Here is a 25,358-nt window from a genome sequence, read left to right as displayed (position 1 = left end):
CGCACCTGTCCGGGACCGTCCGGGCGCCCTCGGTCCGCGCACCGTCGACCCTCCGCCGGGCTCATCCGTCGTCCCCCGCGCGCAGGGCCCGGACCAGGTCGACCCGGGCCAGCAGTGGGGTGAGGACCAGCACGGCGAGGGTGAGCAGCAGCCCCCCGGCCAGCGCCGTGAGTACGGCGGCGGGCCGGCCCGGGTCGGCCACGATCGCCGGGAAGACCGACCCCCCGTAGTCCTCCAGCACGGTGAGCGCCAGCAGCAGGGCTGCGAGCAGCAGGCCCAGCAGCCCTCCGAACAGCACCGGAAGCACCGTCACCGCCACCTGTTCGGCGCGCAGCAGCGCGGTCAGCTCCGCACGCCGGACACCCAGTGCGCGGAGCACCGCGAACTCCCGCCGGCGGGAGCGGACCGCGCTCACGGCGTGCAGGGTCAGCGCGGTCACCGCGAAGAACGGAGCGGTGACCAGGACCAGCAGCCAGGCGCAGCGCAGCCCGGCCCGGAACGGGTCGTCCGCCAGGCCGCCGGCGACCCTCAGGGCGCTCTGCGGCCGGCCGAACTCGCCGCGGCCGTCGACAGCGGCCCAGGTGGCCTCCGGGTCCGAACTGGCCAGCCACCACCGGGTGGCGATGGGTGGGGCGGCACCGGTGAGCGTGCGGTTCGCGGCGAGTGCGCGCACGTCCAGCAGGAGGTGGCCCTGGCCCTGGGAGTAGCCGGGCAGCACGTCGACCTCGCCGGTGATCCGGACCTTCTGGGTACTCCGCCCGTCGCGCTCCCAGTTGAGCGGAACGGTGTCGCCGACCCTGGCGTTCACCGCGTCGAGCAGCACGCGGTCCGCGAGTACGGGCAGGGTGGGGGGCACGGGCAGGAAGGCGCCCCCCTGCACGGCGCGGAGTTCGGGCACGCTGTCACCGCTCACGGGCTGCACCGCGAGGACCGCGTCCGACCCCACCGGGTCGGGCGGGATCGTCGGCGTGTGGGATCGCATCACCGTGTGCAGCAGGTCGGACCCTTCGCTCTGCCAGGTGCAGGCCTCGGCCTGGGAGGCGTGGTCGTCCATGGGGCCGCGTTCGGTGCCGGGGCAGTCGAGCGCGACCGGGGTGGCGAGGACCTTGCCCGAGCGGGCCCAGTTCTGCCCGGGCGGGAGCGAGAGGTCGGTCCGCTCTCCCGCGGCGGAGACGGCCGTGATCTTCGGCAGGCGCAGGTCGACGGTGGAGCGCAGGAGCATGCTGGAGGGGAAGTGGATTCCGAGCCGGCTGAGCGTCAGCGGACGGGCCCGCCGGTCGCTGTCTGCCAGGGCGAAGGTCAGCGAGTGGGGGAGGCCGTCGGTCGGCAGGGGAACGGTCAGCTGATCGGTCAGCCCGTCGGCGTCCTGGATCCAGAGCTGCAGGAGCGGGCCGGGTGCCGGGATCGGCAGGTCGGTGCTCGCCCGGACGGTCACGTCCAGGGCGGCCGGCTCGCCGGGCAGGACGAGCCCCTGGGTGGGCACGGCGGTCAGGGGGGCCAGCAGCTCCTGGAGCGGGCGGTCGGTTTGGTCCGGGCGGAGGCGCGGCAGCCCGGCGGCGGAGGCGGCCGTGGTGTCGACGGCGACCGTCTGCACCACGGTGGTGCCCAGGAAGGCCGTATGCTCGGACACCGGGGTGAGGCTCGTCACGCCCGGGAGGGCGGCCAGTGCGGCGTGCCGCTGTCCGATCGCGCCGGACACCCCGGACAGCCGCAGATCGGCGCCGACCGTGTAGGCCGCCCGGTCCCGGTCGCTGGTCGGCAGTGCGGCCAGCACCCCGGCGGCCAGGCTGCTGCAGGCCACCGCCAGCAGCGTCACCAGCACCGGCACCGACTGGCGGCCGGTGTCGCGGCTCAGCCGCCAGGCGCCCAGGGGCAGGACCAGGCCGCGGGCCCGCCGGGCCGACCGCTCCAGCAGCCGCCCCACCGCCGGCAGCACCCGTAGCATGAGGACGGCCCCGGTCACCGCCATGACCACCGGGGCGAGTACCAGGGTCAGGTCGACCGAGGAGTCGAACCCGACGCCGGCGTTCTTCACCACCACGCCCTCGTAGTGGTCGAGTTGGAAGTATCCGAACGCCGCCATGGCGAGCAGTGCCAGGTCTGCACCGGCCCGCTGCAGACCCAGCCGGCGCGGGCTGCGCGCCCGCAGTGCCCGCTGGGCACCCGGGTCCATCGCCTGCCGGGCGAGCGGCAGCAGCAGAGCCGTGCCCTGCACCAGGAGGACGAAGCCGGCGGCCCACCAGACGGTTCGGCCGTCGCCTGCGGCCAGGCCGTCGGCCCCGACGGCGCGCAGCACGGCAGCCAGCAGCGGCTCGGCCAGCAGCACCCCGCCGACCGCCGTCGGCACCGCGGCCAGCGCCCACTCGCCGGCCGCCGCCGCGAGCAGCCGCGCCGCGCCGGCACCCCGGGAGCTCTGGAGCGCGTGTTCGCCGGCGACCGCGTCGGCCAGGCGACGGGCGGTCAGGACGAGGACCACCGACGCGAGCAGGGCGAGCAGGCCGAGCGGTACGGCGATCTCGGCCCTGGCCGTCAGGACCGGCACCACCTGCCGGTCGACCGCGGCGGGCAGTGTACTGCGTACCGCGGTGTCGGTCAGGGCCGGTTCGGCGCCGCGGTAGACCGAGCGGGCCGTGTCCGAGCGGGCGAAGACGGTCACCCGGTCGCGCAGCGCGGTGAGTTCGGACAGGCTCGACCGCCCGGTGTCGGGAAGGGCCAGCCAGACGGCGAGCATGCGGCCGGTGAATCCGGGCAGCGCGGCCAGCCGGGCGCCGTCGACCAGCACGAGGGCCTGCTCCGCGGCGTCGGGGCCGCCGAGGCCGGTCCAGAACGCGGCGGCGTCCGGGTCGGGCCGGTAGACGCCGGTCACGGTGAACCGGAGCGGTTCGCCGGTGCCGGGCGTGCGGATGGTCGTGGTGCTGCCGCTGTCCAGGCCGAGCCGGTCGGCGGTGGTCTCGGGGAGGGCGACGCGCAGCCCGTCGCCGGCGGCCGGGGCGGCCTCGGGCGCGTCCGGCCAGGTGCCGCCGCTGCGCAGTCGGGCGAAGCGGTCGGGAGTCGGCAGCACCGCCAGGCGGCCGGAGAGCACGGTTTCGGTGGCCCAGCGGCGTCCGTCGGGCGGTAGCGGGAGGTCGACGGTGCCGATGCCGCGCTGCGCCGTCTCGGTGCGGAACGGGGTGCCGGCCATCGTCCGGACCAGTGCCGAGTGCACCGCGCGGTCGGCCGCGGGCAGGCCCGGCGCCGTCCAGCGTGCGGTCACCTCGACCGAGCGCCCGGCGTCGGCGTCGAGCCGCTGGCGCACTCCGGCAGTGGCGGCCGACTGGGCCAGCCCGGTCACCGCGGACAGCACCGCCGTCGCCACCAGGATGCTCACGGCCAAGGCCGCCAGCACCAGTCCGTGCCGGCCGATCCGGCGCCTCACCCCCGCCAGTACCATCCATCGCTCCCCTCGGCACCCTCCGGAGATCGAGGGGCGCGCGTCACGAGACCAAGTGCGGTACAGAGTCGGGGTCTTGTCGCCACGACCTGTTTTTGGTCTGGACCAATCGAACCGGCCCCATCTTGCACGACGGTCGGCCGGTCCGGCCGGGGGATGCTGCTTTTGCCTGGCTTGTCTGCCCATAGAGGCAGCGGGGGCGCCGCCAGGCCGGGACGCGGCGGCGTGGCCGGCTACTCCGGGGCGGTGACCAGCCGGACGGCCAGCGCGCCGAAGACGGCACCGCTGAGGACGTTCAGCCCCCGCGCCACCCGGGTGCTTCGACGCAGGAGAGCCGCCAGTCTGCCCGACAGCACGCCCACCGTGATGTCGACGGCCAGCCCGACAGCCACCATCGTCAGTCCGAGGAGCAGGAGTTGACCCGTGACGTGCCCCAGGCCGGGGCTCACGAACTGCGGCAGGAACGCGATGTTGAACATGATCACCTTGGGGTTGAGCAGGTTCGTCACGGCGCCCTTCGAGAAGGCGCGCAGCCGGCCGGGCACGGCGGCCCCGTCGTCACCGCCGTCGGCGCCGAGGGGCGACCGGTCACGGAACGCCTGGACGGCGAGGAGGACGAGATAGGCCGCGCCCGCCCAGCGCAGCACGTCGTAGAGCGCCGGCAGGTGGGCGAACAGCGACGACAGCCCGAGCATGGCGGCCAGGGCGTGCACCGTCGCCCCGAAGGCCACTCCCAGGGCGGCCATCACCCCCGCGGCCGGCCCGCCGCGGCCGCCCATGGCGACCACGAACACCATGTCGGGGCCCGGAGTGACGCACAGGGCCAGTGCGGCGGTCACGAAGGCCAGGTACAGCGGAAGGTCCAACATGACCAGCATCCATTTCTCCGTGCTTCACGGGTGCGGACCGGACGGGCCGTCGGGAGGGCCGTCGGATCAGGTGCGCGGCGACCGCCCGGGTGGGGCGGCCGGTACGAAGTCGGGCCCGAGGGGCGGACGGTGACGACCAGTCGGTCCGCGGGCTGTGGTCTCCGGGTCCGCGCGGCCGTCCGGCGGTACCCGCTCGGGGTGCCTGCCCGCAGCACGTGGCGGGCAGGCACCCTCCGGTCAGGCCGGCCGGTAGCTCAGGTCCAGCACGCCGGTGGAGAAGGCGGTCGAGCGGGTGAGCTGCAGCGGCACCCGGGCGGAGCCCTCGGCGAAGAGCCGCAGCCCGGTGCCCAGCACGATCGGGTGGACGAGCAGGCGCAGCTCGTCGACGAGCCCCGCCTCCAGCAGGGTGCGGGTCAGACCGATGCTGCCGGTCAGGTTGATGTTCCCGCCCGGCTGCTGCTTGAGCTCCTTGACCGCGGCGACGACGTCGCCCTCGATGACGGCCGAGTTGTTCCAGTCGGTGCCGGTGAGGGTGGTGGAGGCGACCAGCTTGCGGATGCCGTTGATGGCGTCGGCCATCTCACCGCTCCGGTGCGGCCAGACGGCGGCGAACGTCTCGTAGGTCTTCCGGCCCAGGAGCAGCGTGTCGGCCTCGGCGTGCATCTGGCCGACCGCGGCGCCCATCTCGTCGTTCATGAACGGGAAGTGCCAGGTCTCCGGCGCCTCCACGACGCCGTCCAGCGAGATGAACAGGCCGGTCACGATCTTGCGTGGTGCGGTCATGCGAATCCTCCGGGGAGTGGGTGGTGCTTCGGGTCTCGCCGGGCCTCGTCGGGCGAGGGGTCGTGGCGAAGCTTGTGACGGTCCGCCCAGGCGGCGATCGCGGCGGCGATCGCGAGGGGCTGGTCCTCCGGCGTGTGGTGTCCGGCGACCGCGTCGCTGTGCTCGATGTCGAGGCCGGCGATGTTCGCCGCGCACCAGTCGACGATCTCCGGGCCCATCATGGCGCCGGGGCCGGGCGCGAAGGCGATCAGCAGTTTGGGGACGTCCGCGCTGGTCGCCAACCAGCGGTCGTAGGCCCGGATCCTGGACACGACGTCGGCGGGTTCGCCGTCGAGGGGCATCGACCGCGGCCACTGGAGCAGCGGTCGGCGGCTCTCCCGGGTGGGGTAGGGGCGGCGGTAGACGTCCAGATCGGCGGGGGAGAGGGGAGTGGCGACCGAGCCGGGCAGCAACTGCTCGACGAAGGCGTTGTCGTCGAGGATCATGGCCTCGCCCACCTGGGGCGTCCTGATCGCCCGGAACAGCCGGCGGCCGCCCTCGGGGAACTCCTCCCAGGCCATCGGCTTGACGATGGTCTCGGTGAACGCGATGCCGCGCACACGCCCGGGGTGCCGGGCGGCCCAGTCGAACGCCAGGGCGCCGCCCCAGTCGTGCCCGACCAGCACCACGTCCTCCAGGCCGAGTCCGTCGAACCAGGCGTCCAGGTAGCGGGCCTGGTCGGCGAAGGTGTACGCGAGATCGGGCTTGCCCGACTCGCCCATGCCGATCAGGTCCGGGGCGAGGAGCCGGCCCGGCGTGCCGACGGCGGGGAGGACGTCCCGCCAGAGGTGGGACGAGGTGGGGTTGCCGTGCAGGAAGACCATCGGCGCACCGGCGCCGACCTCCCGGTGGAACATGGTGGAGTCGAGTACGGGTCGAACGGGCAAGGCGCTACGTTCCTCTCAAGTGCGCGAGCCGGAAGGGTGGTTCAGCGGAAGGCGGGGGCGGTGCGGCCGGCCCACTGCGCGAAGGTCCGCGGCGCCCGGCCGAGGACGCGCTCGACGTCGGGGCTGATCGCCTGCTCGGCGGGCAGCGGCTCGCCGAGGATGGCGAGGGTGCCCTCCACCACCGGCTCGGGCATGAACGCCAGCATCTGCGCGCGGGCCTCGGCGCGGGTCTGCTCGACGAACCGCACCGGAGCGTCCAGCGCCGCGCCGATCGCCGCGGCCCGTTCGCGCGGGGTGACCACGGCCGGTCCGGTGAGCTCGTACGTCCGGCCCGCGTGGCCGTCCTCGCGCAGGACCGCGGCCGCGACCGCGGCGACGTCCGCCGGGTCGACGGTGGGCAGCCCGACGTCGCCGAAGGGCGCGGCGGCCGTCCGCTGCGCACGGATCGACTCGGCCCAGGCGAAGGCGTTCGAGTTCAGGCCGCCGGAGCGCAGGATCGTCCAGTCGAGACCCGAGCGGCGCACGGCGTCCTCGAACGCGGCGGGGTGGCCGTAGACCTCCGGCCGTGTCCCGGCGCCCTGCGAGGAGAGCAGGACGACGCGCCGCACCCCGCTCGCCGCGGCGAGACCGAGGACACCCTGCGGGTCGTCGCCGGCGACGAGCAGGAACAGGGCCCCGGCTCCGTCGAGGGCGGCGCCCAGACTCTTCGGGTCGGCGAGGTCGGCCTCGACGTGCTCGACCCCGTCAGGCAGCCGACCCGGGTTCCGGGACACGGCCGTCACCTGCTCGCCGGCTCCGACGAGGAGCCGCACGAGCTCCTGGCCGACGTTACCGGTCGCACCCGTCACAACAATCACAAGAACCCCCATAGGCAAGGCAATCGGGCGGGCCAGCCGGGTAAGTTAGTTGGCTGACTCAGGTGAGACAGTAGCCGACGCCGCGTCAGGCGTCTACAGTCAGTCAGGTGACTGACTCAAGGAATACCCGGCGATCGTCGGGCAAGCGGGAGCGGCTGGCGGCCGCCGCGGCGCAGGTGCTGCACGAGAAGGGCGTCGAACAGACCACGCTGGCCGACATCGCCCGGGCGGCGGACGTCCCCGTCGGGAACGTCTACTACTACTTCAAGACCAAGAACGAGCTGGTCGAGGCGGCCATCTCCGCGCACGCCCAGGGCCTCCGGGCCGTGATCGACACGCTCGACGCCCTTCCCGGGCCCAGGGAGAGGCTGAAGGCGCTCCTGAGCGGCTGGGTCGACCAGCGCGAGCTCACCGCGCTCTACGGCTGCCCCACCGGAAGCCTCGCCTCGGAGCTCGACAAGCGGGCCGACGGCCTCGACGAGTCCGTCGCGGAGGTCATGCGGCAGCTCATCGACTGGGTGGAGGTCCAGTTCGAGGCGATGGGCCGCGACGACTCCCGTGAACTCGCGGTCGCGCTGGTGGCCGCGTACCAGGGGATCTCGCTGCTCACCAACACCCTCCGGGACCCCGAACTGATGGCCGTCGAGGGGCGCCGGCTGGAGCGCTGGATCGACTCGCTCGCCTGACCCGTCACCGGCGCCCGCCGGGCTGCCGGCCGGACCCCCGCCCGCGCGGCTCCCGGCGGTGCGGGCGGCGGGTCCGGTGCCGCCGCGGAACGCGCGCTCCGGGCCCGGCCGGCGATTGGCCGGGGCGCGCGGTGGATGAGCTTTCCCATGATCTTCAGCCGTTTCTGTCGCTCCGGGTGCCACGCGGCTCCCGGCGCCGCCGGATCGAGGTGGCCGCGAACGGCGGGCACGGTGCGGCGTGGTGGTGCGGGGCGGCGTCGCCCCCGGCCGGGTCGGTTCGTTGCCCGGGAAGGAAAAGCTATGTTGCGTTCACTGTGGGGTCAATTGACATGAGGGGGAATTTCGGTGCTTAATCCGCCATATCTCGCGCAATTGTTGCAATGGAAATGTCGATGAATGCAACCGGAAGCGGTGGCTCATTGCAATGGCATGGCGGTGAACGCACCTTGATCCCGCCCCCGGAACCACGTACGCGACCACATCAGGAGCGACCGACCATGCCCCGAGGCAGGCTCACCCACCAGGACCGCCGACAGATCGCCGCAGGGCTGGCCGGCGGACTCTCGTACAGCGAGATCGCCAAGGGGCTGGAGCGGCCGACCTCGACCGTCACCCGTGAGGTCACGCGCAACGGCGGCCCGAGCGGCTACCGCGCCGACGGCGCCCAGCTGGCCACCCGGCGCCGGGCCCGCCGCGGAGCGGCCCTCCCGGCGGCTCCCGGGTCGGCCGGGTCGGCCGGGGCACCCGAGCCGCCCGACCCCGCGCTCCCGCAGGAACTGCGGGCGTTCCAGGAACAGTTCATCGGGTTCCTGGTCAACGGGGGCCTCCCGCGGATGCCGGCCGGTGTCCTCGCCTGCCTGTGCACCAGCGACCACGGAAGCCTCACGGCGGCGGAACTCGCCGAACGTCTGAAGGTCAGCCCGGCCACCGTCTCCAAGGCGGTCGGCTACCTGGAGGGACAGGAACTGATCCGCCGTCGGCGCGACCCGCGGGAACGGCGCGACACGTACGTGATCGACGAGGACGTCTGGGTCCGTGCGATGATCGCCGGCGCCCGGGTGGACACCGTCCTCGCGCAGGTCGCGCGCGAGGGTGCGGGAATCCTCGGGGTGAAGTCGCCGGTCGGTCGCCGCCTCGACGGCATGGGGGCGTTCCTCGACCACGTCGGCCAGGACCTGATCCGGGCGGCCGAGCGCTGGCGGCACGGCTGATCCCTCGCGCGGCGTCCTCCGTGCGCCGGCATCCTCCGTGCGCCGGGGTCCTCCGCCGTGTCGGACGTCCGAGCGGACCCGGGCGAGGGGCCCGGCCGGTCGGGCCGGCAGCCGGCCGGTCGGGGGATCCGGCGGTCGCGACGGGCCGTGGACGAGTCCCGGGGCGCGGAGCGGTCAGGAGCCGAAGGCCGCCACGGTCTGCGCGGTGTCCTCGGTGCCGCGGTAGTGGACGATCATCCCGTCACGGAACCCGAACCGGTGGTGGAGGTTCATCTCCAGCCGCTGCCCGCCGGCCCGGCGGGCAGCCCGCATCCGCACCACGGTCAGCACCTCGGTGTCGTTCGCGGCGAAGACCAGCGGGGTGAACTCCTCCACTGCCATCGCCGAACCGAACTGCTCGAAGAACTCGGCGACCTCGGCCTTCCCGTGGCGCACGCCGTACCACGGTGCGGCGGTGGACGTCGTCTCCGAGGCCCAGTCGACGTCCTCGCCGAGCTTGGCCAGGATCCCCGGTACGTCGCCGCTGCCGAAGGCCGCGTAGACCGATCGGACCGTCTCGATCATGCTCTGCTCGTTCACCGGGCACCTCTCTCCGGTCCATCACACCACCTCCCATGCTAGGAGGGGGACCGTCCCCGCCGCCTTCCGAGGCACTCGGTGCCGGTGCCGAAGGCCCGGCGCACGAGGGGAGCCCGGCTCGGCGGCGCCCCGGACCGGCCGACCGCGGTGCCCGCGTCGGTGGATCCGCCCGGAGGACAGCAGGGCGTGGGGGAGGTGGGGGAGCGGCCGGGCCGTCGCATAGTCGGAGGTCCGGCTCCGGTCCGGCTCCGGTCCGGCTCCGGTCCGGCCGTTCCTTCCGCTCCTTCCGACCACGAGACGAGTCGATCATGCGTCTGCCCCGCCGACCGGCCCCCACGGCGGCCGTCGCGCTGCTCCTCGCCCTCGCCGGCTGCGGCTCCCCGGCCGCTCCGCCGCCGGTGGAGGCCCCGAGCCCCACGGCGACCGGGTCGCCCGCCGGAGCACGGCCGTTCACGCTGGTCGCCACCGGTGACGTGCTGCCGCACACCGAGATCATCCGGCAGGCCGAGGAGGACGCCGGTGGCGACGGCTACGACTTCAGCAGGATGTTCGCCGGCGTCAAGCCGCTGATCAGCGGCGCGGACCTCGCCATCTGCCACATGGAGACCGTCTACGGTGCCGACGGCGGGCCGTTCACCGGCTACCCGGCCTTCAAGTCGCCGCCGCAGGTCGCCCGGGCACTCAAGGACGCCGGTTACACCTCCTGCGACACCGCCTCCAACCACACCCTCGACGACGGGGCGGCCGGTATCCGGCGCACCCTCGACGCGATGGACGCCGTGGGCCTGGCGCACACCGGCTCGGCCCGCGACGAGGCCGAGGCGGGGAAGCCCGCGCTGCTCCGGGCGGGCGACACCACCGTGGCGCAACTCGCCTACACCTACGGCACCAACGGGATCCCGCTGCCGGCGGGCCGACCCTGGGCGGTCAACCTGATCGACCGGGAGCGGATCCTCGCCGACGCGCGCGCGGCCCGGGCGGGCGGTGCGGACGTCGTGGTGGTCAGCGTCCACTGGGGCACCGAGTGGCAGGACGCGCCGAACGACCAGCAGCTCACCCTGGCCCGCGACCTGTCCGCCGGGCAGGGCGAGGGCCGGTCCGACATCGACCTGGTCCTCGGTACACACGCCCACATCCCGCAGGCATACGAGAAGATCAACGACACCTGGACGGTGTACGGCCTCGGCGACCAGCTCGCCGGGCACATGTTCACCTACGACGGCGCCGAGGATCCGCGCGGCAACTGGAGCTCGATCGCCCGCTTCACCTTCGCCCCGCCGGGCGCACAGGAGCGGCGATGGACGGTCGCCAAGGCCGAGTTCGTCCCCCAGGTGACGGACCTCGGCCCGCCCTACCGCGTTCTCGACCTGCGGGAGGCCGCCCGTAGTGACCCCGGTCGGGCCGACTACGCCCGGGCGCTCGACCACATCCGGTCGGTCGTGCTGAGCCGGGGCGCCGCCTCGGCCGGGCTGACCATGGCACCGTGAAACCGCCGGCGCCCCACGGGCCGCGTCACTGCGCGGTCGGACGTGCGGGTGCGACGGCGGGGACGGTGGCGCGGCTTCGCGCCAGGGTGTGAGGAGGCCCCGGGCCGCCCCGGGGCCTCGTGGTCAGAGCTTGAACATCGAGGTGTACGGCTGGGTGATGCGTTCCTGCCGTGAACCGAAGTCGACGAGTACGGCGATGTCCCCGTCGCCTTCGACCTCGATGGCACGGCCGAGGCCGTAGCGGTCGTGGGTGACACGGTCGCCCACGGCGAACCGCTTGCGAGGTGCCTCGGCAGGAGCTTTGAAGGGGCTGGTGGGCAGGGGCCGGCGGACTGCTGGTGGTTTCGTCATTCCCCTCAGTATGCGCCGGAAATTGCGGGAGTGGACCCTCGGGTTGACTTCGATTCGGTCAAGCCCGAACGCCGTTCCCACCGTTCGAGGCCGCCGCCGTGCCGGCGGGGGGCGGGAGCGGTCGGCGGCGGCCGGCGCGGGGCCGGTGGCGCGGGGGTGCGCCCGTGCCCCGTCCGCTCCCGGCGGTGTCGCACCGGTGAGGAAGTTTCCGGCGGGGGGAGGAGTCCGTCGGGGACGGCAACGTCCCTGGTCACGCGGTGTGCCGCTGCCTCCGGCGGGTCGGATCGGCGGCCCGGGGGGAGTCTCCGGAGGAACCGGGAGTGAAAGGTTCCACCGAAGCGGGCTCGGGCCTGCTAGAGTCGTTGTTAGTTGCAGTAGTGGTTCCCATGAACTTTGTGTGCGCCTGCTGGTGTTTTGCGCAGGCGCATTTTTTGTTTCCCCGGCTCTTCCCCGGGCGGGTCATCATCGCGGCGACTCGGAGTCTGCACCGTGCGGGCTCCGGACAGCCCTTGAAGGAGATTTTTTTTATGGCTAATGGCACCGTGAAGTGGTTCAACGCGGAAAAGGGCTTCGGCTTCATCGAGCAGGAGGGTGGCGGCCCGGACGTCTTCGCCCACTACTCGAACATCAACGCCAACGGCTTCCGTGAGCTGCTCGAGGGCCAGAAGGTCGAGTTCGACGTCACGCAGGGCCAGAAGGGCCCGCAGGCCGAGAACATTCGCCCGCTGTAGTTCTTCCGCCACGGCACCCGCCCGGCGGCGAGGGGCCCGCACCGCGTACATGCCCGGTGCGGGCCCCTCGGCTTTTCCCCGAACGACCCCGGCCGCCCGGGCTACCCGGCTCCCCGGTTCCGCCACCGGCGGCCGCTCCCACGCGAGACGCACTGCGCCGCGTCCGGATCGGCGCCCGACCGTGACAGCTCACGGTTCGAGGTTCCGCGTTCCCGCCCTCTGCGGTGAGCGCCGACCACGGGTGACGTGCCGCACGGCTTCGCCGTCCACGCTCCGCCCGTCACACTTTCTGGCTCGTTTTTTGTGGTCTCCGCCGGCGCCCCGCGCTGCGGACCTTCCTCGAAGCGCGCCGCTCCTGAGGAAGGTTTCCGCATGAACCGTTCCAGTCGTTCCTCCTACCAGAACGCCAACTCCCGCTCCGGAGGCGGCTTCGGCGCCGGCTCCCGCGCCGGGTCGGGCTCCCGCTCGGGTGGCGGCTTCGCCTCCGGCTCGGGCTCCCGCTCGGGTGGCGGGCGGCGCCCCTCCGGCGGGAGGGGTCGTCAGAATTCCACTCCGCAGGGTGAATTCGCCATGCCCGTCACCGTCACCCCGGCGCTTCCGGCCGTCGAGTCGTTCGACGAACTGGACATGCCGAACGCGCTGCTGGCGACGCTGACCCGCCGGGGCGTCACCTCGCCATTCCCGATCCAGGCCGCCACGCTGCCGAACTCGCTGGCGGGGCGCGACGTCCTCGGCCGCGGTCGGACGGGTTCGGGCAAGACCATCGCGTTCGGTCTCGCCGTACTGGCCAACATCGCGGGGCAGCGGGCCGAGCCGCGCCGCCCGCTGGCGCTGGTGCTGGTCCCCACCCGTGAGCTCGCTCAGCAGGTCACCGAGGCGCTCACCCCGTACGCCCACGCGGTGCGACTGCGGATGGCGACCGCGGTGGGCGGGATGTCGATCGGCCGTCAGGCGCAGACGCTGAACCGCGGGGCGGAGGTCGTGGTGGCCACCCCCGGTCGGCTCAAGGACCTGATCCAGCGTGGCGACTGCCAGCTGGACGGGGTCGGTGTCGCGGTGCTCGACGAGGCCGACCAGATGGCCGACATGGGCTTCCTGCCGCAGGTCACCGAGTTGCTGGAGCAGGTCGCCGAGGGCTGCCAGACGATGCTGTTCTCCGCGACCCTGGACCGCAACGTGGACCGGCTGGTGCGCCGCTTCCTCAACGACCCGGTCACCCATTCGGTGGACCCGTCCGCGGCCGCGGTCAGCACCATGGAGCACCACGTGCTGCATGTGCAGAACTTCGACAAGAACGCCACGATCGCGCACATCGCCTCCCGCGAGGGCGGCGTGATCATGTTCACCGACACCAAGCACGGTGCGGACCGCCTGGTGGAGGACCTCCTCGCGAACGGCGTGAAGGCCGCGGCCCTGCACGGGGGCAAGTCCCAGCCGCAGCGCACCCGGACCCTGGAGCAGTTCCGCTCCGGCCAGGTGACGGCGCTGATCGCGACCAACGTCGCCGCCCGTGGCATCCACGTCGACGGGCTCGACCTGGTCGTCAACCTGGACCCGCCGGCCGACCACAAGGACTACCTGCACCGGGGCGGACGCACCGCCCGCGCGGGGGAGTCCGGCACCGTCGTCACGCTGGTGCTGCCCAACCAGCGCCGTGAGATGACCCGTCTGATGGCCACCGCCGGCATCACCCCCACCTCCACCCGGGTCCACCCCGGCGACGAGGAGCTCGCCCGCATCACCGGGGCCCGGGTGCCCACCGGGGTGCCCGTGGTGATCCCCGACCCCGTCGTCGAGCGCCCCCGCCGCAGGGCCTACGCGGGCGGCGGCGAGCGCCGTGGCCGCTCCGGCGAGACCGGGCGCAGCCCGCAGAGCACCACGGGTGCCCGTCGGCGGTCGCCGAGGCGCATCGCCCTGGCCGCGTAGGCGGAACGGCCTAAGGCGCGGGGTCCGCCACGGCGGTCCCCGCGCCGGACGGACGACGGTCGCCCGGGCTCCCGCGATCCCCTTCTTGCGTGCACCGCCGGTCGCGCCCGAGTACGACAGGTCCACTCCGTCTTGCAGACTTCCCCGCCCGCCGCCCCGCGTTCACGCGTCCCCTTCCCGACCCGGCTGTCGGCGAAGGTCCTCCGCACCGAGGCGATGGCCGGTCTGGTGGTCGCGCTCGCGCTGATCCCCGAGGCCATCTCGTTCTCGATCATCGCCGGTGTCGACCCGAAGATCGGCCTGTTCGCCTCCTTCACCATGGCGGTGGTGATCTCGGTGGTCGGCGGCCGGGCGGCGATGATCTCCGCCGCCACCGGCGCCGTCGCCCTGGTGATAGCCCCGCTGAACCGCGAGCACGGCCTCGGCCATCTGGTCGCCGCGGTCATCCTCGGCGGCGTCGTCCAGATCGCGCTGGGCGCGCTGGGGGTGGCGAAGCTGATGCGCTTCGTCCCGCGCTCGGTCATGGTCGGCTTCGTCAACGCCCTGGCCGTCCTGATCTTCCTCACCCAGGTCCCCGAGATGCACGACGTGCCGTGGGCGGTCTACCCGTTGCTCGTCGGCGGCCTCGGGCTGATGGTGTTCCTCCCGAAGGTCACCAAGGCGGTCCCGGCGCCGCTGGTGGCCATCGTCGTCCTCACCGCGATCACGGTGGCGGCCGGCATCGCGGTACCGACCGTGGGGGACAAGGGCGACCTGCCGTCCTCCCTCCCCGTCCCCGGCCTGCCGGACGTGCCGTTCACCCTGGACACGCTGACCACCGTCGCCCCCTACGCCGTCGCGATGGCGCTGGTCGGGCTGATGGAGTCGCTGATGACCGCCAAGCTCGTCGACGAGATCACCGACACCCGCTCCTCCAAGACGCGCGAGTCGATCGGCCAGGGCGTCGCGAACATCGTCACCGGGTTCTTCGGCGGCATGGGTGGTTGCGCGATGATCGGCCAGACCATGATCAACGTGAAGGTGTCCGGCGCCCGGACCCGCCTGTCGACCTTCCTGGCGGGCGTGTTCCTGATGGTGCTGTGCATCGTGTTCGGCCCCGTGGTGTCGGACATCCCGATGGCCGCCCTGGTCGCCGTCATGGTGATGGTCTGCTTCGCGACCTTCGACTGGCACTCCGTGGCCCCGAGGACGCTGAAGCGGATGCCCGCCGGGGAGATCACCGTCATGGTGATCACGGTCGCGGTGGTCGTCGCGACCGGCAACCTCGCGGTCGGTGTCGCCGTCGGCTCGGTCACGGCCGTGGTCATCTTCGCGAAGCGCGTCGCCCGTCTCGCCGATGTCACGGCCGTCACCGACCCCGAGGGCGGCGAGGTGGTGTACGCGGTGACCGGCGAGCTGTTCTTCGCCTCCAGCAACGAGCTCGCGGGCCGGTTCGACTACGTGAACGACCCGGCCAGGGTCGTCATCGACCTCTCGGCTGCGCACATCTGGGACGCCTCCTCCGTGGCCGCCCTCGACGCCGTCGAGGCCAAGTACGCCAAGCACGGGAAGACGGTCGAGATCGTCGGCCTCAACCAGTCCAGCGCGCGGCTCCACCGGACCCTCAGCGGTGAACTCACCAGCCACTGAGGGCCCGCACCCGCACCCGCACCCGTACCCGCACCCGTGCCGGCTCCGGGCGACGCGGCGGACGCCCGCGGGCGGTGGGTGTTCGGCCTGCCCGTGACGCTCGGCAGCAGGCGTCAGAAGCGTCGCCAGCGGACGGAGGCGAGGGAGAAGACGCCGAACAGCAGCAACCCCAGGGCCAGGACCGCCAGCAGCCACGGGCCGACCGGCGTGGCCGCGAAGGAGCGCAGGGTGTCGTCGACGCCCTTGGCCTGCGCCGGGTCGAAGCGGACGGCCGCGATCAGGGTGTGGACGCCGACGCCGACGAACACCACGCCGCGGGCGACGTTGCCGGCGATCCCGCCGGCCGTGACCGCGGCGCGGGTCCGCCGCCCCATGGCGGCCGTGTCCATCTTGCGCAGGAACTTCCGCAGGGCCGCCCGGACGGCGATCCCGACTCCGACCCCGATCAGGACCAGACCGGCGGCCGAGACCAGGAACCGGCCACCGGTCCGGCCCAGCACGGTGGCCGTCCAGTCCTTGGACGCACTGTCGCTGTCGGACCCGCCCCCGGACCCGGCGGCGAACGCCGCGGTTCCCCAGCAGACCGACGCGTAGAACGCCGCGCGCCCGGCGTTGAGCAGCCTGCTGGTGGTCTTCTTGCGGCCCCGCTCACCGAAGGCGGCGGCCGAGGCGCGCCAGATCGTCATGCATGCGAAGCCCACGGCCAGCAGCCACAGCAGCGCGCGGCCGAAGGGCTGGTCCGCGATCTGCCGGAGCGCGCCCTGGCGGTCGGCCTCCTCCGAGCCGCCGCCCAGCAGGGCGATCCGCAGGGCGAGGTAGCCGACCACGACGTAGACGAGGCCGCGGGCGGTGAACCCTCCCCGGCCGGCCAGGCGTAGCAGTCGGTCCGCGGAATCCCCACGGTGCTGCCGGGTCTGCGTGGCAGTGGACACGGCGACTCCCCCTTCGTCCGGGGCGCGCCCTGCGCCCGCCCGGGAGAGCGTGTGCCCGCGTCGGCCGCAGGTAGTCGCCCCGCCGGGCGCCGGGCGTGCGGAGGGCGGGGAACGGGGGCGGTGGGGCGGCGGTGCGCCGCCCCGCCGGCTCACGCCGTACCGAACCGGAAGACCCTGTCGGGCCAGTCGGCAGCCGGTCCGGACCTGTCGAGCGCCTCGCTGATCGCCCGTTCCTCGTAGCCGAAATGGGACTCCATGACGGCCGCCAGTCCGTCGAGCTCGCGCCCGATCGCGTCGAGGGCCGGGCCCCGCGATTCGGTGGCCCGGTGCGCGAGTTCACCGACGCGGGACAGGATCGAGGAGATCATCCCGTGGTCCTCGACGAGCTTCGCGACCGTCGGCGCGAGATCGGGGCGTTCCCGCAGCAGGTGGGAGAACATCCCGTCGTCCTCGCCGCGGTGGTGCGACTCCAGGGCGGCGCAGAAGGCCAGGCAGTGGGTGACGAGTGTGTCGTCGCTCAGGCGGCGGTGCCCGAGATCCGTCCTGATCCCGGTGATCAGGCGGCGCAGTTCCTCATGTGCTCGTGCGAGCTGCAGGCTCAGCGCGGCTGCACGGTCGCGATCCTGGGAGGCCAAGGTCGGCGGTCCCCTTCGGTTCCGCACCTCCATGCCTGACGCAGTCCGTCACCGGCACGCGATGCCCGGCCATCCGACCACGCGACGCGCCGGTACGGCAAGCAGGATCCGGGGCACGGTCAGGTCCCCGGTGCCCGGGTGACGGCGTGTCCGCCGCAGGGCCCGGGGGGGCGGCCGGCACACGGCATCTCTCCAGAAAACTCACAGCACGGTGTGGAACCCCCACAGCCGGGCTGCCTAGGCTCCGCATGCGCACGACGAAGTGCGCGGGGCCGGCGGCGACGGACGAGGACCGGCGCGAGCCGGCCGCCCGGCAACACGGGAAGATCACATGGACTACTGCGCACCCTGCCGACGCCACCTGAACGGCGCTCTGGCCTGCCCCGGCTGCGGGGCGCCGGCGACCGGTCCGGAGCCGGTGGCGTACCGACCGGCGGACGCCGCGGCGGTGACGCGCCCGCAGCCCGGCGTGCCGGGGCCGGTGCCGCTGCCGGCCGGGCGCGGCGACGGTCGGACCGTCGGCCGGACCGGAGGTCGCGCGAACCCGCGGCGGATACGGCGAAGGCCGGGGCGGATCGTGGTGTCCGTGGTCGGCCTGGCCGTCGTGGGGCTGGGAGCCGTGACGCTGGCGGCGAACGGCTCGGAGGGGGTGCCGCCCGCACCGGCGGCCGAACAGCCGGTGGCCACCGTGCCGCAGCACGTCCCGACCCCGCAGCCGACGGTGTCCGGCGCGCCGCCGTCCGCGACCGGGGCGCAGGGGCCGCCCACCCCGCAGCGCTCCGGCAGCCGCCCGCCCTCCGCCGCCGCATCACCCACCGCCCCCCTCTCCGCGTCCGCCTCCGCCCCGACCGCGGCCCCGTCCTCGCCGCCCCGGGGCGGCGCTCCGGCGGTGTCGGCGACCACCCGCGGGCCCGACCCGGTCGGCCCGAGTCCGGCGGCGCCGGGCCCGTCGGTGCCGGGCACGCCCCCGACGGCTCCGGCGACCCCCGTGACCCCGGTGACCACCCAGCCTCCCGTCACGAGCCCGCCGTCCTCGCCCTCGACGCCGCCGACGGCCACACCCGCCCCGCAGCCGACCCGCACCTGCACGCCGTTCCTCTTCTGGTGCACCTGAGGACGTCCCGGCAGGGGCAGGGGCAGGACGCCGGGGGCCGCAGCGGGTGACTGCGGTGGCCGACACCGGTCGGGAGCCCGCCTCCCCGCCGCCCGGACCGCCGCGATCCGGTGCTGTGACGTGGATCACGCCGCCGAGGAAAACCGGGAGCCGCCGTGCTCCGTCAGACCAGGACGTGAAACGTTCACCGGCCTCGATGACCGAGGCCCAGCTGGTCCGACGGATCTCCTGCGGGGACACGGCGGCCTTCGACGAGCTGTACCGGCGCAGCGCCCCGTGGTTGACGGCGCGGCTGCGCCGGCGCTGCGCGGACGACGAGATCGTCGCCGAGGTCCTGCAGGAGACGTACATGGCGGTGTGGCGGGCGGCCGGGTCCTTCGCCGACAGCATGCGCGGCGAGGAGGCCGGCGGCTGGCTGTGGACGATCGCCGCCCGCCGGCTGGTGGACGCCTTCCGCGTACGCGGCCGGCACAGCACCCTCCCGCCGGCGACCGCCGCCCCGGGCCCGGCGCCCTCGGCCGAGCACGAGGTGCTGGACGCCGAGATCGGGGGCGACCTGGGTGCGGCGCTGGACCGGCTGGCTCCCGAGCTGCACCAGGTCCTGACCGCGATGGTGCTCGACGGGCTGACGGTCCGCGAGACGTCCGAGCTGCTGCGGATCCCCGAGGGCACCGTCAAGACCCGTGCCCGCCGTGCCCGCCTCGACATGCGAAAGGCCCTGTCATGACTGCGCACGTCCCCCGCGAGCTGCTGGTGAGCTACGTACTGGACCCCGGCGCCCCGACCGGGCCCAGTGCGGGTGCGCTGTGGACGCTGGAGGCCCACCTGGAGCGGTGCGCCGTCTGCCAGGCCGTGTTGAGGGAGGTGTCCCTCGCCCACCGCCCGGCCGACACCCTGCTGATGGAGCAGGTGCGCGAGCGCCTGACGGCGACCCTGACGCCGGTGCGCCGGCGCCGGTGGCGACGGGTGCGGAGCGAACTGGCCCGGTGGGCGGCGCCGGCGCTCGGGCCGTGGGTGGCGGCGGTCGTCCTCGTCGTCCTCGGCGCCCTGGTGCTGTCGTCGGCCGTCCTGCGGGACTCGCCGACCCTGCTCCTGCTCGCGCCGGTGATGCCGCTGCTGGGCGTGGCGCTGAGCTGGGGCCCGCACTCCGATCCGGTCCACGAGCTGATCGCCACGACGCCCCGGTCGGGGCTCGGTCTGGTCCTGCGGCGGACCCTGGCCGTGCTGACCCTCGTCATCCCGGCTCTGGCGGTCGCCGGCGGGATCACCGGCGCCGCGTCCGCGCTGGTCCTGTTGCCGGCCCTCGCGTTGACGTGTGCGGGCCTGGCGCTGGGCAGCCTGGTGGGAATCCAGCGCGCCACCACCGGGCTGGGCGCCGGATGGGCCCTGTTCGTGGTCGTCCCCGCCGTCGACGGCAAGACCGTCCCGTTCTACCTGCAGGAGTCCGCGGCCCCGGGATGGGCGGCCGCGACCGCTGTCCTGGGTGTCGCCGTGGTCCTCTGCCACAGGGCCTACCTGCACCCCCGCGAGGCCCGCGCGCGCCAGCGCTGAACACCGCAACGCCGTTACGTGCGGAGCCCGTTCCGCGCAGCGACCGTTCCGCACGGCGCCCCTGCACGTGGCGCGCGGCGCCCTTCACCCGTACCCCCTTCACCCGCACCGCGAGGAGACACGACCATGCCCGGAACCGGCATCGCGAGCGAGATCGCGCCCACCGGCTACGCCCATCACATCCAGGCCCACGCGCTGACCGTCCGGCGGGGCCGCCGCTCCGCCGTCGACGGGGTCGACCTGAAGCTGGGCGTCGGCGTGCACGGCCTGCTCGGCCCCAACGGGGCGGGCAAGACCACCCTGATCCGTACGCTCGCCACCGTCCTGACCCCGCACGGCGGCGAGCTGGAGCTCCTGGGCAGCGCGCGTCGCACCCGGGGCGAACTGCGTGAACTCCGCCGCCGGTTGGGCTACCTGCCGCAGGCGTTCGGACACTACCGGCGTTTCACCGTCAGGGAGTTCGTCGAGTACATGGCCTGGCTCAAGGAGGTGCCGGGCCGGCGGACCGCCGACGCGGTGCAGCACGCCATCGACCGCGTGGACCTGACCGGCCGGGCCGACGACCGCATGGGGTCGCTCTCCGGCGGCATGCTGCGCCGGGCCGGCATCGCCCAGGCGATCGTCAACGACCCCGACATCCTGCTGCTCGACGAGCCGACCGTCGGCCTGGACCCGGCCCAGCGCATGGAGTTCCGTGCCCTGCTGCGCGACATCGGCGCACAGTCCTGCGTCCTGGTCTCCACGCACCTCGTCGAGGACATCGGCGCCGCCTGCGCCGGTGTCGTGCTGATGTACGAGGGCGGCACGGTCTTCGCGGGCGACGTCGACCGGCTCCGCGCCGCGGGCACCGACGCGGACCCGGGCGACAGCGAGATCGAGCGAGGCTACTCCGCCCTCCTGCGCCGGCACCGGGAGGGGAAGGTCGGGGCCGGGGGATAGGCGACGCGGCACGACCACCGTCCGACACCCCTGCCCGCCCTGATCCCCGACGAATCGGAGTCCGTGATGTTCCGCATGCTGCGCCTGGAGGCGAAGCGCTCGATCGCCCTGCTGCTGTTCCTGGTGGTGGCCGCCCTGACCCGTGTCTTCCTCTGGATGGACGTCCAGCAGTGGGCGGCCAGTTGGACGCCCCTGGTCCACTCGATGCGGGGGACGGCCTGGATCGTGCTGCCGGTGGTGCTGGCCGCCGCGATCTGGCACGGCGGGCGGGAGCGGCGCGCCGAGGTCTCCGAGCTGTTCGCCGCCACGCCGCGGCCGCACCGGGTCCGTCTGCTGCCCGCCTTCCTGGTGTTCGCCGGTACGGCGGCGCTCGCCGTGGCGGCGGTGGTGGGGTGGGCGGCGGTCGTGGTCGCCGGGAACGCGACCTTCGACGGCGGCGAGTGGCCGCTCGGTCTCGCGGTGGGACTGCTCGCCGCCGTCGCCGTCACCCTGGTCGGGCTGGGTGTCGGTCGGGTGGCACCCGCGCCGGTCGCGGCGCCGCTGGGCGCGGTGCTGCTGTTCCTGGCCCTGACGTTCGCCCAGGTGCGGGACGGCCGCCCGGCCAACCGCCTGGTGGACACGGTGCTGCCGATGCTGCCGGTCACGGACGACTTCCACCGGGTGCTGCCCGCCTTCTCGCTGGCCCAGGGCATCTGGTTCGCCGGCCTCGGGGCCACCGGCGTGCTGCTGGCCGTCGCGGTCACCTCGCGCGCCCGGGCCCTCGCCCTGGCGCCGGCCGTGGCCGGGGTGGCCCTCGGAGCGGTACTGGCGCCGTCGGGCGCGATCGTCCCCGCCCCGGCGGCCACCGCCCTGGTCTGCGCACCGGGCGACGACCGGATCTGTGTCACCCAGGTGCACAGCAGGGCCCTGCAGGACCTCATCGCGCCCGCGCGGAAGGTGCTCGAAGCCTTCGCCGAGGTGCCCGGCGGCCCGAAGCGGGTGCAGGAGGACCAGGTGAGCTGGATGTTCGACGACGGCAGGCCGACGGCCGGTGCCGATCTCGACACGGTCAGGGTCGCGCTTCCGTACCGGACCAGGGAGGGCGGCATCCGGTGGGAACCTGACGCGGTCCTCTCGATCGTGGCCCAGGAGGCCACCGTCGACCCGGGCTGCTTCGACGGCCAGGAGGAGCAGCGCCGTGCGTTCGACGCCTCCGGTGCGATCACCGCGGCGCTCCTGGACACCCCCACCGACAAGCTGAGCCCCGCCGCCCGCCAGGCCTACGACACGCTGCGCGCGCTGCCGATCGAGGAGCGCCGCCGGCGGATCGGGGACGGCCGCAGGGCCGGGCTGACCTGCGGGGACCCGCTGGCCGTCGTCATGGGTCGGGAGGCGGGCCGGTGACCCCGGGTCTGCGTGGCCTCGTGCTGCACCTGCGCAGCCGGGCGATCCCGGCGACCGTCCTGGTCTTCCTCGCCGCAGCCGGCGTCTCCTGGGCCGGATTCCGGCTCGACGATCCGGGCATGTCCCGGACGATCGGTCTGACCGCCCTGGTGCTGGGCGTCGCGGCGATCTCCCGGACGCTCTCCGGCCCGGACGAGGAACTGGAGCGCGGGACGCCCGTCCCCTGGCGGCTGATCCGCTTCCTCCACCTGGCGCTGCTGGGTGCGGTCCTCCTCGGCCTGCTGATCGCGGTCCGTCCGATCGCCGGAGAGCGGACGCACGCCGTGCCGCTCGGCAACCTCGTGCTGGCCGGTCTGGCCCTGAGCGCGGTGACCGCTCTCGCCGCGGTGCTGCTGGGGGCGCACGCGGCCTGGGCCCCGCCGGTCGGCTGGGCCCTGGTCATGCTGACGGTGGGGTCCCGGAACTCTCCCGGCGGGCAGGCGCTGACCTGGATGGTGCAGGACCCCCGCACCGTCATCTCCACGACGGTCGCCGTCGCGCTGACGGTCGTGGGCGCCGCCGCCTACACCTGGCGGGGCAGCCGCTGGTGAACGGGGTGCGCCGGTCCTCCGGAGGCGCCGCGCGCCCCCGGAGGCCCGCCGGCCGAGCTTGACATGTTTCTTCGTATCGAGAATATTAGATATGTCTTACGGGGTCGTCGTAGTCGTCGTGCGGAGGGAGTGTGGGGCGGTGGATCCGCTGGCCGTTCACAAGGCGCTCGCGAACCCGGCGCGCGCGGACTTCCTGCGCTGGCTGAAGACGCCCGAGCGCTACTTCGACGAGGACTACTACCGTGAGCGCGGTGTGGGGTTCCACATCGGCGTGTGCGTGACGGACATCCGGGAGCAGTCGGGACTGGCGCAGTCGGTCGTCTCCGGCTACCTGCAGATCCTGCGGGACGCCGGGCTGCTCGTGTCGGAACGCGTCGGCAAGTGGACCTTCTACCGGCGCAACGAGGAAACGATCGCGGCGTTCGCCGCCTACGTCCGCGACGAGCTCTGAGGCTTCTCGGGCGGGCCGCGGGGCCTTGTCGGCCGGCCCGGCGCCTCGCGGCGCCGGGCCGCCCCGGGGCCCTTTTTTTCGACTTCATCCATCTAATTATCTAGATTTGTAGCTCGGTCTCACGGGGCTGCGGGCGGGCGGTGAGCCGTCCTCCGGGGGCCGGGCGCGAAAGGCTGCCATGCGAAAGACCGGTCTCGTCGTCCTGACCCTCGCCCTGGGGGTGTTCGGGATCATCACCACGGAGATGGGCGTCGTCGGCGTCCTGCCCCGCATATCCGAGGAGTTGGGCGTCGCGCCGTCCACGGCCGGATGGCTGGTCGGCGTCTTCGCGCTCGTGGTCGCCGCCACCGGGCCGTTCACGACCCTCCTGGCCTCCGCCGTCCCCCGCAAGACGGTCCTCGCGACCGCGCTCGCCGTGTTCGCCGTCTCCAACGCCGTCTACGCGCTGACCGACCGGTTCGAGGTGATGTTCGTCTTCCGGGTGATCCCGGCGGTGTTCCACCCGGTGTTCTTCTCGGTCGCGCTCACCGCCGCGGCCCGGCTCGTCCCGGCGCAGCGGGCCACCCGGGCCGCGACGACCGTCTTCGCCGGCGTCACGGTCGGGTTCGCCTTCGGGGTGCCGCTCACCTCCTACCTCGCCGAACACCTGTCCCTCGCCGCCGCGTTCTGGTTCGGTGCGGGTGTCAACCTCCTCGCCCTCCTCGGCGTGCTGGCCCTCTTCCCGTCCATGCGGTCGGAGGAGCGGCTCTCCTACGGAGACCAGTTGCTGATCCTGCGGCGCCCCCGGCTCTGGCTGGCGGTGCTGGCCGTCGTGGCCGTGTTCGCGGCGATGTTCTCGGTCTACGGGTACTTCGCCGAATACCTGGAGCAGGTCACCCGGCTGAGCGGCTCCCAGGTCGGCACCGCACTGATGGCGTTCGGGATCGTGATGGTCGCCGGGAACCTCCTCTTCGGCCGGATGCTGGAACGGGACCCGGTCCGCACGGTGACCGCCTTCCCGGTGTTCTACGTACTCGTCTACGCCGTGGTCTACGTGGTCGGACCGTGGACCGTGCCGATGGCCGTCGGCGTGCTGCTCTGGGGGGCGGTGCACTCGGGCGGACTCGTCGTCAGCCAGAGCTGGCTGGCCCGGGACGCCCAGGACGCGCCCGAGTTCGGCAACAGCCTCTTCATCTCCTTCTCCAACCTCGGGATCACCCTCGGCAGCGCGGCGGGCGGGCTCGTGGTGTCCTCGCTGGGCGCGCACCGGCTGCCGTGGGCCGGAGCGGCGTTCGCCCTCGTCGCGCTGGCCGCCGTCCTGCTGCGGCGGCGCCTCGGGCCGGCCGTTGCGGCGGGCCCAGGCCGTGCCGGTCGTTCCCGAGGTCGTACGTGATCCCGAAGCGGCCGGGCTCGCCGGGCGGGTGGAGCACGGCCGGGAGCGTGCGGCGGCCGTGGTGCGCGGAAAAATCCGTGCCCGATCGCGTGCGCAGGAGCAGAATCGCCCTGTGGTGGACATGAGAGCGTTCCGGGACGCGGTCGTCGGCTGGGCGGCGGGCGGCCCCGAGGAACCGGCGCGGGAGTCGGCGGCGAGGGAACTGGCGGCGCGGCTCGGCGTGCGGACCGCGGTGCTGCTGGAAGGGCCGAGCGACCTGGAGGCCGTCGAGGCGCTGGCGGCGCGCTGCGGTAGGGACCTGCCCGCCGAGGGCGTGTGCGCCGTCCCCATGGGCGGAGCCATGTGCGTCGGCCGCTACGCCGGCCTGCTCGGGCCGCCCGGGCTGGGTCTGCGGCTCGTCGGCCTCTGCGACGTGGGCGAGCAGGGCTTCTACGACCGCGGTCTGGATCGGGCCCGCGCGCCGCGCGAGGGGTTCTTCGTGTGCTCGGCGGACCTGGAGGACGAACTCATCCGGGCCCTGGGTGTGGCGCGGATCGAGGAGATCGTCCGGGTCGAGGGCGATCTCCCGGCCTGGCGGATCTTCGGACGCCAGCCCGCCCACCGGGGCGAGCCGCCGGAGCAGCAGATGCGGCGCTTCCTCGGTACGAAGAAGGGCCGCAAGATCCGCTACGGGCGCCTCCTGGCGGAGGCCGTCGACCTCGGGCAGGTACCCGCGCCCCTCGCGGGGCTGCTCGCCTGCCTGTGACCGGGCAGGAGGGGCGCGCTGCGGGGATCCGTGTCAGCGGGTGGCCGCGGGTTCGTGCGCAACGGCGGGCGGGACCGCCGTGCCGCCCCTCCGCACCGGATCAGGGAGGACGGTTGTGCGGTGCGGTGCGGGGGGGGGGCGGGGAACCCCCCCCCACCCACCGCCCCCGGGCCGCGCGGGG

Annotated in this window: 24 protein-coding genes; 14 read left to right on the top strand and 10 right to left on the bottom strand. The window is 73.9% G+C overall.

Annotated features, from left to right (window positions below; all coding sequences use genetic code 11):
* Positions 1-61: 61 nt before the first annotated feature.
* From ABZY91_RS22570 to ABZY91_RS22550, 5 genes are all read right to left on the bottom strand, one after another.
* Positions 62-3,430, bottom strand: a complete 3,369-nt coding sequence (locus tag ABZY91_RS22570; RefSeq protein WP_355404770.1) for an FtsX-like permease family protein — start codon at positions 3,428-3,430, stop codon at positions 62-64.
* Positions 3,431-3,663: 233 nt separating this feature from the next.
* Complete coding sequence (locus ABZY91_RS22565) at positions 3,664-4,299, bottom strand: LysE family translocator (RefSeq protein WP_355404805.1); 636 nt, start codon at positions 4,297-4,299, stop codon at positions 3,664-3,666.
* 237 nt (positions 4,300-4,536) lie between these two features.
* Positions 4,537-5,082, bottom strand: a complete 546-nt coding sequence (locus tag ABZY91_RS22560; protein WP_329952310.1) for a dihydrofolate reductase family protein — start codon at positions 5,080-5,082, stop codon at positions 4,537-4,539.
* On the bottom strand, positions 5,079-6,008 hold the full coding sequence (locus ABZY91_RS22555) for a haloalkane dehalogenase (protein ID WP_355404768.1): 930 nt from the start codon (positions 6,006-6,008) through the stop codon (positions 5,079-5,081). The genes ABZY91_RS22560 and ABZY91_RS22555 overlap by 4 nt, the downstream gene beginning before the upstream one ends.
* Before the next feature lie 41 nt (positions 6,009-6,049).
* Entirely contained in the window at positions 6,050-6,865 is an 816-nt protein-coding gene (locus tag ABZY91_RS22550; protein WP_355404766.1) for an NAD(P)H-binding protein, read from the bottom strand.
* 107 nt (positions 6,866-6,972) lie between these two features.
* Between ABZY91_RS22550 and ABZY91_RS22545 the strand changes: the two genes are divergently transcribed.
* Both ABZY91_RS22545 and ABZY91_RS22540 read left to right on the top strand, forming a co-directional pair.
* Positions 6,973-7,551 (top strand): TetR/AcrR family transcriptional regulator, encoded by a 579-nt coding sequence (locus tag ABZY91_RS22545; RefSeq protein WP_355404764.1) that lies wholly within the window; start codon positions 6,973-6,975, stop codon positions 7,549-7,551.
* Between the two features lie 497 nt (positions 7,552-8,048).
* Complete coding sequence (locus ABZY91_RS22540) at positions 8,049-8,762, top strand: helix-turn-helix domain-containing protein (protein WP_355404762.1); 714 nt, start codon at positions 8,049-8,051, stop codon at positions 8,760-8,762.
* Positions 8,763-8,936: 174 nt separating this feature from the next.
* Here ABZY91_RS22540 and ABZY91_RS22535 read toward each other — a convergent pair whose 3' ends face one another.
* The gene (locus ABZY91_RS22535; RefSeq protein WP_355404760.1) at positions 8,937-9,341 is read right to left on the bottom strand and encodes a nuclear transport factor 2 family protein; all 405 of its coding nucleotides are present in this window, start codon (positions 9,339-9,341) and stop codon (positions 8,937-8,939) included.
* Positions 9,342-9,649: 308 nt separating this feature from the next.
* Here ABZY91_RS22535 and ABZY91_RS22530 point away from each other — a divergent pair, with 308 nt between their 5' ends.
* Positions 9,650-10,828: a CapA family protein gene (locus ABZY91_RS22530; RefSeq protein ID WP_355404758.1), complete on the top strand. Its 1,179-nt coding sequence runs from the start codon at positions 9,650-9,652 to the stop codon at positions 10,826-10,828.
* A 123-nt stretch (positions 10,829-10,951) separates the two neighbouring features.
* On the opposite strand, the gene ABZY91_RS22525 is transcribed toward ABZY91_RS22530, so the two are convergent.
* Positions 10,952-11,179, bottom strand: a complete 228-nt coding sequence (locus tag ABZY91_RS22525; RefSeq protein ID WP_329881489.1) for a hypothetical protein — start codon at positions 11,177-11,179, stop codon at positions 10,952-10,954.
* 527 nt (positions 11,180-11,706) lie between these two features.
* Between ABZY91_RS22525 and ABZY91_RS22520 the strand changes: the two genes are divergently transcribed.
* The 3 genes from ABZY91_RS22520 to ABZY91_RS22510 all read left to right on the top strand — a co-directional run bounded on the left by ABZY91_RS22520 (position 11,707) and on the right by ABZY91_RS22510 (position 15,465).
* Entirely contained in the window at positions 11,707-11,910 is a 204-nt protein-coding gene (locus tag ABZY91_RS22520; RefSeq protein ID WP_030918248.1) for a cold-shock protein, read from the top strand.
* Positions 11,911-12,282: 372 nt separating this feature from the next.
* Entirely contained in the window at positions 12,283-13,836 is a 1,554-nt protein-coding gene (locus tag ABZY91_RS22515) for a DEAD/DEAH box helicase (RefSeq protein ID WP_329881488.1), read from the top strand.
* A gap of 186 nt (positions 13,837-14,022) precedes the next feature.
* Positions 14,023-15,465, top strand: a complete 1,443-nt coding sequence (locus ABZY91_RS22510) for a SulP family inorganic anion transporter (RefSeq protein WP_329948527.1) — start codon at positions 14,023-14,025, stop codon at positions 15,463-15,465.
* Positions 15,466-15,578: 113 nt separating this feature from the next.
* On the opposite strand, the gene ABZY91_RS22505 is transcribed toward ABZY91_RS22510, so the two are convergent.
* From ABZY91_RS22505 to ABZY91_RS22495, 3 genes are all read right to left on the bottom strand, one after another.
* On the bottom strand, positions 15,579-16,397 hold the full coding sequence (locus ABZY91_RS22505; protein ID WP_355404754.1) for a DUF1206 domain-containing protein: 819 nt from the start codon (positions 16,395-16,397) through the stop codon (positions 15,579-15,581).
* Between the two features lie 149 nt (positions 16,398-16,546).
* Positions 16,547-17,032: a hemerythrin domain-containing protein gene (locus ABZY91_RS22500; RefSeq protein WP_355404752.1), complete on the bottom strand. Its 486-nt coding sequence runs from the start codon at positions 17,030-17,032 to the stop codon at positions 16,547-16,549.
* Between the two features lie 336 nt (positions 17,033-17,368).
* On the bottom strand, positions 17,369-18,142 hold the full coding sequence (locus ABZY91_RS22495; RefSeq protein ID WP_355404750.1) for a hypothetical protein: 774 nt from the start codon (positions 18,140-18,142) through the stop codon (positions 17,369-17,371).
* Positions 18,143-18,342: 200 nt separating this feature from the next.
* Between ABZY91_RS22495 and ABZY91_RS22490 the strand changes: the two genes are divergently transcribed.
* The 8 genes from ABZY91_RS22490 (at position 18,343) to ABZY91_RS22455 (ending at position 25,177) form a co-directional block, all read left to right on the top strand.
* Positions 18,343-18,873, top strand: coding sequence for a sigma-70 family RNA polymerase sigma factor (locus ABZY91_RS22490; protein ID WP_355404748.1), 531 nt, complete (start codon positions 18,343-18,345; stop codon positions 18,871-18,873).
* Positions 18,870-19,697 (top strand): zf-HC2 domain-containing protein, encoded by an 828-nt coding sequence (locus ABZY91_RS22485; RefSeq protein WP_355404746.1) that lies wholly within the window; start codon positions 18,870-18,872, stop codon positions 19,695-19,697. Before ABZY91_RS22490 ends, ABZY91_RS22485 begins: the two co-directional genes overlap by 4 nt.
* A 126-nt stretch (positions 19,698-19,823) precedes the next feature.
* Complete coding sequence (locus ABZY91_RS22480; protein ID WP_355404744.1) at positions 19,824-20,636, top strand: ATP-binding cassette domain-containing protein; 813 nt, start codon at positions 19,824-19,826, stop codon at positions 20,634-20,636.
* A gap of 66 nt (positions 20,637-20,702) precedes the next feature.
* A complete protein-coding gene (locus tag ABZY91_RS22475; RefSeq protein WP_355404742.1) occupies positions 20,703-22,019 on the top strand; it encodes a hypothetical protein in 1,317 nt (438 codons plus the stop codon).
* The gene (locus ABZY91_RS22470; RefSeq protein WP_355404740.1) at positions 22,016-22,609 is read left to right on the top strand and encodes a hypothetical protein; all 594 of its coding nucleotides are present in this window, start codon (positions 22,016-22,018) and stop codon (positions 22,607-22,609) included. The genes ABZY91_RS22475 and ABZY91_RS22470 overlap by 4 nt, the downstream gene beginning before the upstream one ends.
* Before the next feature lie 91 nt (positions 22,610-22,700).
* The gene (locus tag ABZY91_RS22465) at positions 22,701-23,060 is read left to right on the top strand and encodes a helix-turn-helix transcriptional regulator (RefSeq protein ID WP_329881479.1); all 360 of its coding nucleotides are present in this window, start codon (positions 22,701-22,703) and stop codon (positions 23,058-23,060) included.
* Between the two features lie 178 nt (positions 23,061-23,238).
* Entirely contained in the window at positions 23,239-24,432 is a 1,194-nt protein-coding gene (locus ABZY91_RS22460) for an MFS transporter (RefSeq protein ID WP_355404738.1), read from the top strand.
* A gap of 112 nt (positions 24,433-24,544) precedes the next feature.
* Entirely contained in the window at positions 24,545-25,177 is a 633-nt protein-coding gene (locus tag ABZY91_RS22455) for a TOPRIM nucleotidyl transferase/hydrolase domain-containing protein (protein WP_355404736.1), read from the top strand.
* Positions 25,178-25,358 lie beyond the last annotated feature (181 nt).

The sequence above is a fragment of the Kitasatospora sp. NPDC002965 genome, from assembly GCF_040611255.1.
Classification (GTDB): domain Bacteria; phylum Actinomycetota; class Actinomycetes; order Streptomycetales; family Streptomycetaceae; genus Kitasatospora.
Note: the sequence above shows the minus strand (reverse complement) of the source record. Positions and strands in the feature narration are given on the sequence as shown.

Coding starts and splice junctions, on each gene's coding strand:
- ABZY91_RS22570 (WP_355404770.1), bottom strand. CDS start 3,430: ATGGTACTGGCGGGGGTGAGGCGCCGGATCGGCCGGCACGGACTGGTG.
- ABZY91_RS22565 (WP_355404805.1), bottom strand. CDS start 4,299: ATGTTGGACCTTCCGCTGTACCTGGCCTTCGTGACCGCCGCACTGGCC.
- ABZY91_RS22560 (WP_329952310.1), bottom strand. CDS start 5,082: ATGACCGCACCACGCAAGATCGTGACCGGCCTGTTCATCTCGCTGGAC.
- ABZY91_RS22540 (WP_355404762.1), top strand. CDS start 8,049: ATGCCCCGAGGCAGGCTCACCCACCAGGACCGCCGACAGATCGCCGCA.
- ABZY91_RS22530 (WP_355404758.1), top strand. CDS start 9,650: ATGCGTCTGCCCCGCCGACCGGCCCCCACGGCGGCCGTCGCGCTGCTC.
- ABZY91_RS22525 (WP_329881489.1), bottom strand. CDS start 11,179: ATGACGAAACCACCAGCAGTCCGCCGGCCCCTGCCCACCAGCCCCTTC.
- ABZY91_RS22520 (WP_030918248.1), top strand. CDS start 11,707: ATGGCTAATGGCACCGTGAAGTGGTTCAACGCGGAAAAGGGCTTCGGC.
- ABZY91_RS22515 (WP_329881488.1), top strand. CDS start 12,283: ATGAACCGTTCCAGTCGTTCCTCCTACCAGAACGCCAACTCCCGCTCC.
- ABZY91_RS22490 (WP_355404748.1), top strand. CDS start 18,343: ATGACCGAGGCCCAGCTGGTCCGACGGATCTCCTGCGGGGACACGGCG.
- ABZY91_RS22485 (WP_355404746.1), top strand. CDS start 18,870: ATGACTGCGCACGTCCCCCGCGAGCTGCTGGTGAGCTACGTACTGGAC.
- ABZY91_RS22480 (WP_355404744.1), top strand. CDS start 19,824: ATGCCCGGAACCGGCATCGCGAGCGAGATCGCGCCCACCGGCTACGCC.
- ABZY91_RS22475 (WP_355404742.1), top strand. CDS start 20,703: ATGTTCCGCATGCTGCGCCTGGAGGCGAAGCGCTCGATCGCCCTGCTG.
- ABZY91_RS22465 (WP_329881479.1), top strand. CDS start 22,701: ATGTCTTACGGGGTCGTCGTAGTCGTCGTGCGGAGGGAGTGTGGGGCG.
- ABZY91_RS22460 (WP_355404738.1), top strand. CDS start 23,239: ATGCGAAAGACCGGTCTCGTCGTCCTGACCCTCGCCCTGGGGGTGTTC.